Source organism: Nocardia sp. NPDC001965 (genome assembly GCF_053594175.1).
On record NZ_JBSFDZ010000076.1, the window covers coordinates 1 to 9,208 of the forward strand.

Below are 9,208 nucleotides of genomic sequence, written 5' to 3' on the forward strand. Positions count from 1 at the left end.
TATCTGCAGAAGACGGCGACGACGTTCGATGTGTCGTTGTGGGGTTATTTCCTGCCGTTGGCTGCGGGTGCGCATCTTGTTGTGGCGACTCCGGATGGTCATCGGGATACCGAATACCTTGCTCGGGTCATCGCCGAGCGGCGGGTGACGGTGACGGACTTCGTGCCGTCGATGTTGGGTGTGTTCGCCGCGCATACTCCGGCGGAGGCTTTGCGGAGTCTCGAGCACGTGTTCGTGATCGGTGAAGCATTGCCGCCGGAGACGGTGTCGGCGATGCATGCGATTTCCGATGCTGCGGTGCACAACTTGTACGGTCCGACCGAGGCCGCTGTTTCCATTACCTATTGGCAGGCCACGGGTGATGAGTCGGTGAGTGTGCCGATCGGTGTTCCGCAGTGGAACAGCCGGGTGTATGTGCTGGATTCGCGGTTGCGCCCGGTTCCTGCGGGTGTGGTGGGTGAGTTGTATCTGGCGGGTGATCAGCTGGCGCGTGGTTATGTGACCCGGCCGGACCTGTCCGCGGATCGGTTCGTCGCCAGTCCGTTCGATCCCGCGGAGCGGATGTATCGCACCGGTGACCTGGTGCGGTGGAGTCACGCCGAGACCGAAGTCGAGGGCCGGACCGAGACTCTGCCGGTGCTCGAATACCTGGGGCGTACCGATTTCCAGGTGAAGTTCCGTGGTCAGCGGATCGAGTTGGGTGAGATCGAGTCGGCGTTGCTGGCGCAGCCGGTGGTGAGCCAGGCCGTGGTGACGGTGGCTGCCTCGGATCTGGGTGAGCAGCTGGTCGCTTATGTGGTGCCCGCGCCCGGTGCCCAGATCACCTCTGTGGCGTTGCTCGACTCGCTGCGCGATGTGCTGCCGGTGTACATGATCCCGGCCGTGGTGATGGAACTGGACGCGTTCCCGTTGAACACCTCCGGGAAGCTGGATCGTAAGGCGCTGCCCGCGCCTACTTTCGAGACGCGGGAGTTCCGGGCGCCGTCCACCCCGATCGAAGAGATCGTTGCAGGCGTTTTCGCCGACGTACTCGGTATCGAGCGGATCGGTGCCGACGACGACTTCTTCACCCTCGGCGGTAACTCGCTGATCGCGACGCAGGTCGCCGCGCGGCTGGGTGCCGCGTTGGATGTGCAGGTGCCCGTGCGGATGCTGTTCGAAGCGTCCACCGTCACCGCGCTGGCCGCCGCCGCCGAAACCGCCGCCGGTCGTGGTGGGGTGCCGGTCCTGGGGCCGCGGGAGCGTCCGGAGCGGGTGCCGTTGTCGCTGGCGCAGCAGCGGATGTGGTTCCTGAACCGGTTCGACGACCGGTCCGCGGCCTACAACATCCCGCTGGCCCTGCGGCTGTCCGGTGATCTCGACGTGGATGCGTTGCGTGCGGCGGTCTCGGATCTGGTGGCGCGGCACGAGGTGCTGCGCACCGTGTATCCGGAGGTGGACGGGATCGGGCACCAGCAGGTGCTGCCGGTCGGCGAGGTGGATATCGCGCTCGACCCCGAACCGGTCACCGGGGCCGGACTGCCCGCCCGGGTGCTCGAGCTGGCCGGAGTGCTGTTCGACGTCATGGTCGAGCTCCCGTTCCGGGTGTCGCTGCTGCGGGTGGACGAGCACAACCACGTCCTGGTCCTCGTCGCGCATCACATCAGCGCCGACGGTTTCTCGCCGCGTCCGCTGCTCCGGGATCTCGTCGTCGCCTACACCGAACGCAGTCGCGGGGCGGTTCCCGCGTGGGAACCACTCGCGGTGCAGTACGCCGACTACACCCTCTGGCAGCGCGAGGTGCTCGGCTCCGAGGACGATTCCGAGTCGGTGGCCGCCCAGCAGATCGAATACTGGAGCGAACAACTACGGGACCTGCCCGATCGGCTGGAACTTCCCACCGATCGGCCGCGTCCGGAGATCGCTTCCAACTCCGGCGCCACACACGACTTCGCGGTCGACGCCGAATTGCGCACCGCCCTGGAAGCCTTGGCCCGGGCCCAGGGCACCACACTGTTCATGGTGGTGCACGCGGCGCTCGCCACCTGGGCGAGCCGGTTGTCCAGCAGTGCCGATATCAGCATCGGCACCCCGATCGCCGGCCGCGGCGAGCAGGCGCTCGACGATCTGGTCGGTATGTTCGTCAACACTCTGGTCCTGCGGACCGAGGTGACGCCGGGGACCGCCTTCACCGACCTGCTCGCGGAGGTCCGTCGCACCGACCTGGCGGCTTTCGCGAACGCCGATGTGCCGTTCGAGCGGCTGGTCGACATCATCAACCCGCGCCGCTCCCGGGCACACCATCCGTTGTTCCAGGTGGTGCTGACCTTCGACGCCGCGTCCGTGGCCGACGCGGCGGCGGTATCGCTGCCGGGCCTCGACCTCGACGTGCTCGAATTCGACACCGGTTTCTCGAAGTTCGATATCCAGCTCACCGTCGGTACCGAGGGCGCCGCGGACGGCGGCCTGCGTATGCAATGGGTGTACGCCACCGATCTGTTCGATCCGGAGACCGTGGCCGGTTTCGCCGATCGTTTCGTGCGGATTCTGCGTGCCGTCGTGCGGGAGCCCGGCGACGCGGTCGGCGATATCGACCTGCTCGGTGAATCCGAGCGTCTGGATGTGGCGCGGCGCTGGGTGCAGTCCCGGGCCGACGCCGCCCCCGGCGTGTTCACCGTCGACGGTGTGCCGGCCGATCACCCGGAGACGACCACCCTGGCGAGCCTGTTCGAGGCGGCCGCCGGCGAGTATCCGCACCGGAACGCCGTGAAGTTCGAGGGCGACCGGCTCACCTACGCCGAATTGGATCGCCGGGCCAACGTACTGGCGCGCCGGTTGATCTCCGAGGGGGCCGGGCCGGAGACGCTGGTCGCGGTGCTGCTGCCGCGATCGCTGGACCTGGTGGTCGCGTTGCTCGCGGTGATCAAGTCCGGTGCCGGTTATGTGCCGGTGGACCCGGATTACCCCGCTGAGCGGATCGCGTACGTGCTCGGGGACGCGCGTCCGGCAACCGTGGTGCTGGACTCCACGGTGCGGGTGGATGTGCCGCGCGGTATCTCACGTGTGGTGGTCGACGGGTACACCGTGGAGGCCGGTGATATCGAGGATGCCGACGACGGCCCGATCACCGATGCCGACCGCCTCGTCCCGCTGCGTCCGGAGCACACGGCCTACGTCATCTACACCTCCGGTTCCACCGGCCGCCCCAAGGGCGTCGCGGTGCCGCATCGGAATGTGGTGCGGCTGTTCGCCAATACCGAACGCGAGTTCGGTTTCGGCGCCGAGGACGTCTGGACCCTGTTCCATTCCTATGCGTTCGACTTCTCGGTCTGGGAACTGTGGGGACCGCTGCTCTTCGGCGGCACCCTGGTGGTCGTCGACTACTACACTTCGCGCTCCCCGCAGCAGTTCCTGGAACTGCTGCGCTCCGAACGTGTCACCGTGCTGAACCAGACACCGTCGGCGTTCTATCAGCTCGCCGAGGCCGACCGCATCGCGGCGGCGGATCGGCCGCTGGCGCTGCGCTATGTCGTATTCGGTGGTGAGGCACTGGAACTGCGCCGGCTCTCCGACTGGGTGGCCCGGCACGGGGACGGTACGACCGGCCGTACCGCCCAGATCGGGGACCGGGAAACGGCTTCGCCGCTGCTGGTGAACATGTACGGCATCACCGAGACCACGGTGCACGTGTCGTTCCGTGCGCTCGACGCGGCGACCATCGCCGGTGCCGCCGGTAGCGTGATCGGCCGGGCGCTGGCCGGGCTGAAGACCTATGTGCTGGACGACCGGCTGCAACCGGTACCGGTCGGGGTGGCGGGCGAACTGTACATCGCCGGTGGGCAGCTGGCCCGCGGCTATCTCGGCCGCCCGGACCTGACGGCGGCTCGTTTCGTGGCGAATCCGCTGGCCGAACCCGGTGCGCCCGGTGCGCGCCTCTACCGCTCCGGCGACCTGGCGCGCTGGAACCGCTTCGGTGAACTCGAATACCTGGGCCGCGCCGACGACCAGGTGAAGGTGCGCGGTTTCCGGATCGAGCTCGGCGAGATCGAGGCCGCGGTTCTCGCGCAGCCGGGTGTCGCGCAGGCAGCGGTGATCGTCCGCGAGGACACCCCGGGCGATCACCGGATCGTCGCCTACGTGGTTCCCGACAACGGGACCGAAGCCGATACCGAGGCGATCCGTGCGGGCGCCGCCGCGCTGGTGCCGTCGTACATGGTGCCGTCCGCGCTGGTCGTACTGGACCGGATCCCGCTGACCATCAACGGGAAACTCGACCGCCGGGCGCTGCCCGCGCCGGTGTTCGAATCGGGCGGGTCCCGGTCCGCGTCGACTCCGATCGAGGAGATCGTGGCCGGGGTCTTCGCGGAGGTGCTCGGCGCCGAACGGGTCGGCGCCGACGACGATTTCTTCGCCCTCGGCGGTAACTCGCTGATCGCGACCCAGGTCGCGGCCCGGATCGGTACCGCGCTGGATACGCAGGTGCCGGTGCGGATGCTGTTCGAGGATTCGACGGTCGCCGCGCTGGCGGCGCGGGTGGAACAGCAGGCCGGCGCCGGTGGGCGCCCGGCCATCGCGGCCCACCCGCGCCCGGAACGGCCGCCGCTGTCACAGGCGCAGCAGCGGATGTGGTTCCTGAACCGGTTCGAACCCGAGTCGGCGGTCGACAACATCCCGATCGTGCTGCGGCTGAACGGCACGTTGAATATCGACGCGTTGCTGGACGCCGTGGGCGATGTGATCGCCCGGCACGAATCCCTGCGCACCGTGTACCCGTCCCACGACGGGGTGGGGTACCAGCAGGTGCTGCCGCCGGCCGCGGCCGTGCCGGAGGTGGAGATCATCCCGCTCACCGCCGGACCCGGTGACGCGCTCGACGGCGAACTGATCGCCTCGGTCGTCGAATTCGTCTGTGTGGGCTTCGATCTGACCGTCCAGCCGCCGGTGCGGCTGCGGGTGTACCGCTTGGCCGACGACGATCACGTGCTGGCCGGCGTGGTGCACCACATCGCCGCCGACGGTTTCTCGCTGCGGCCGCTGAGTCGCGATCTGATGACCGCGTATGCGGCGCGGTGCGCCGGTGGGGCTCCGGAATGGGAGCCGATGGCCGTCCAGTACATCGACTACACGATGTGGCAGCGCGCGGTGCTCGGATCCGACGACGATCCGACATCGCTGGTCTCCCAGCAGCTCGACTTCTGGCGGGCCGAACTGGCCGAACTGCCCGACGAACTCCGGCTGTCCAGCCGGCCGCGTCCGGCGGTGGCGAGCGAGCGGGCGGCAACCCACAAGTTCGTGGTGCCCGGCGATGTGATCGACGAGTTGAACGCGCTCGCCCAGGAACAGGGCGTCACCCTGTTCATGCTCGTGCACAGCGCGTTCGCCACCCTGCTCGCCCGGCTCAGCTCGACCACCGATATCGCCATCGGTATTCCGGTTGCCGGACGTGGCGACCGGGTGCTCGACGATCTGGTCGGCATGTTCGTCAATACGCTGGTGCTGCGGACCGAGATCGATACCGCCGCGCCGTTCACCGAACTGCTCGCCCATGTGCGTGATCGCGATCTGCACGCGTTCGCGCACGCCGATGTGCCGTTCGAGCGTCTGGTCGAGGTGCTCAACCCGGTCCGTTCCCAGTCGCGCCAGCCGCTTTTCCAGGTGATGCTCGCCTTCCAGAACCTGGGCGACACCCGGCTGGAACTGCCCGGTCTGACGATGACCGGCGTCGGAGTGGAAACACCCAGCACCAAATACGACATGGTGCTGACGTCCAGCGAGGCGGCCGCCGACGGGTCCGGTATGGAAGCCGAGATCCTCTACGCGACCGACCTGTTCGACGACGATTTCATCACCGAGTTCAGTCGCCGTCTGGTGCGGGTGCTGCGTGCGGTGATCGCCGAACCGTCGGTGCCGGTGGGCGATATCGAACTCATGGACACCACCGAGCGTGCACTCGTGTTGAACCGGTGGAATGCCACCGAGTTCCCGGTGGAGTCGGCACTCACCGAAACGCCGGGCAATGCCAGCGCCACCCTGGTCGCGCTGTTCGAGGCGCAGGTCGCGCGGACGCCGGACGCGGTCGCGCTGACCTTCGAGGGGACGAGTCTGTCCTACGCCGAGTTCGCGGAACGGGTGAACCGGCTGGCCCGCTGGCTGCACCGGGCCGGCGTGGGTCCCGAGGTGTACGTGGCCCTGGGTATGCAGCGCTCGTTCGACCTCGTCGTCGGGATGTACGCGGTGATCGCGGCCGGTGGCGCGTATGTACCGCTGGATCCGGACCAGCCCGTGGAACGGCTCGGGCATATCCTCGAGACCGCGCGCCCGCTGTTCGTGCTCACCTCCGGTGAGGATCTGGACCCGATCGTCTCGCCGCAGGTCCGTATCGATCAGCTGGATCTGGCCGGGTTCTCCGGCGCTCCGCTCACCGACGCCGACCGGCACCGGCCGCTGCGGCCGGGGAACACCGCGTACGTGATCTTCACCTCGGGCTCGACGGGCCGCCCCAAGGGTGTCGCGGTGGCGCACCAGTCGATCGTGAACTGCCTGGTGGGCACGCATGCGCGGTACGGTATCGCCGCCGCCGACGTCATGGTGCAGCGCGCTCCGGTGACCTTCGACGCGTCGGTCCGGGAGTTCTTCCTGCCGTTGCAGGTCGGTGCCCGGCTGGTCATCGCCCGGCCGGAGGGGCATCGCGACCCCGCCTACCTGGGCCGTCTCATGGCCGACGAGGGCGTCACCACCATCCAGTTCGTGCCGTCGATGCTGTCGGTCTTCCTGACCGAGGCCGATTCCGGGGCGTGGGCGAGTATGCGCCACGTGATCGTCGGTGGCGAAGCGCTGACCGGCGATATCGCGCGGCGGTTGCGTGAGCAGAGCAGCGCACGGCTGCACAACCTGTACGGGCCCACCGAGGCCACGGTCGACCTGATCTACCACGAAGTCACCGAGACCGACAATGTCACGGTGCCGATCGGTGTTCCGGCATTCAATACCCAGGCCTATGTGCTGGACAGCCGGTTGCGGCCGGTGCCCCCCGGCGTTCCGGGTGAGCTCTATCTGGCCGGTGCACAGCTGGCCGAGGGATATGTGGGCCGCCCCGACCTGACCTACGAACGGTTCGTCGCCAGCCCCTTCGGCGACGGCGAACGCATGTACCGCACCGGTGACCTGGTGCGCTGGAATTCCGGCGGCGAGATCGACTATCTCGGCCGTACCGATTTCCAGGTGAAGCTGCGCGGTCTGCGGATCGAACTCGGCGAAATCGAATCGGTGCTGACCGATCTGGACGAGATCGCCGGCGCCGTGGTGGTCATGCGCACCGACGAACGTACCGGCGACCAGCTGGTCGCCTATCTGGTTCCGGCGGCGGGCCGGGCGATCGATGTGGATACGGTGAAATCCGCGCTGCGCGCCGAACTGCCGGGCTATATGGTTCCGGCGGCGTTCATGGTGCTGGAGACGTTCCCGATGAACTCGTCCGGGAAGCTGGACCGCCGGGCACTGCCCGCGCCGGTGTTCGAGGCGCGGGTGTTCCGGGCGCCGTCGACTCCGGTGGAGGAGGTCGTGGCGGGCACGTTCGCCGAGATGCTGGGCATCGACCGGGTCGGCGCGGACGACGACTTCTTCGAACTGGGCGGCAACTCGCTCGTCGCGACCCAGGTCGCGGCGCGTATCGGCGCCGCGCTCGATACCCAGGTACCGGTGCGTGCGCTGTTCGAGGCACCGACTGTGGCGGCGCTGGCCGTGCGGGTCGAGCATGCGGGTGCGGGTGCGCGACCGGCGCTGGTGGCCGGCCCGCGGCCGGACCCGGTGCCGCTGTCGTTCGCGCAGCAGCGGATGTGGTTCCTGAACCAGTACGACACCTCGTCGGTGGCCTACAACCTGCCCATGGCGATCCGCCTCGCGGGCACCTTGGATCCGGTCGCGTTGCGGTCCGCGGTATCCGATGTGGTGTGGCGCCACGAATCGCTGCGCACGCGGTACCCCGAGCGCGCCGGCGTGCCGGTGCAGGTGATCGTGCCCGCCGATCAGCTGGATCTGGAACTCGAACCGGTCCCGGTCGCGGCGGACGAGATCGTCACCGCGGTGGTCGAATTCGTGACCGCCGGTTTCGACGTGGCCGCTGATGTGCCGCTGCGGATCCGGTTGTTCCAGACGGCACCGGACGAGCATGTGCTCGTGGTGGTGGTGCACCATATCGCCGCCGACGGTTTCTCGATGGCGCCGCTGGCCCGCGATGTGATGACCGCCTACGCGGCGCGGGCCCAGGGCCTCGAACCGGGGTGGGCTCCGCTGGCGGTGCAGTACGCCGACTTCACCCTGTGGCAGCGGCGGGTGCTGGGCGCCGAGGACGATCCGAATTCGCCGCTGGCACGGCAGACGGCGTTCTGGCAGCGGACCCTGGCCGATCTTCCCGACGAGCTCGTATTGCCCGCAGATCGGGCGCGTCCCGCGGTGGCGTCGCTGCGCGGCGCGAGCGTGCACGCCGAACTGCCGGCCGAGCTGATCGGGAAACTGGACCGGCTGGCCCGGGCGCAGGGCGCGTCGATGTTCATGGTGTTGCACGCCGGGCTGGCGGCATTGCTGGCCCGGCTGTCGGGTTCCGGCGATATCGCTGTCGGTACGCCGATCGCGGGCCGTGGTGAACAGGCCCTCGACGATCTGGTCGGGATGTTCGTGAACACCTTGGTGTTGCGGACGACCGTGGATTCGGGGGAATCGTTCGCCGGTTTGCTGGACCGGGCGCGACAGGTGGATCTGGATGCGTTCGGCAATGCGGACGTGCCGTTCGAGCGGCTGGTGGATCTGCTGGCGCCGGAGCGTTCGCAGGCGCGTAATCCGTTGTTCCAGGTGGCGTTGTCGCTGCAGAATACGCAGCAACCGGTACTGGATCTGGCCGGACTCGAGGTGTCGGGTCTGCCGCTCGCCGATGATGTCGCCCGGTTCGATCTGCAGTTCACGCTCGGTGAGAACGCTTCGGGCGGAATGGATCTGACGCTCAACTACGCCACCGAACTGTTCGACGAGTCGACCGTGCAGACTCTGGCCGCTCGTTTCGAGCGGCTGCTTGCCGCGGTCGTCGCCGATCCCGATCTCGCGCTCGGCGCGGTCGAGATCCTGGACGCGACCGAACGTGACGAGATCTTGTCCCGTTCGGGTGGTCCGGTGGTGCCGGCTTCGACGTTGCCGGAGTTGCTGGCTGCGGCGGTGGCGGTGGATCCGTCGGCGCCTG

The 9,208-nt window shown here is 68.3% G+C and carries 1 protein-coding gene; it reads left to right on the forward strand.

From position 1 onward, the window contains the following. Positions 1 to 9,208, forward strand: a 9,208-nt coding sequence (locus ACWCPQ_RS34770) for an amino acid adenylation domain-containing protein (RefSeq protein WP_449907350.1), incomplete at both ends; no start/stop codon positions are given.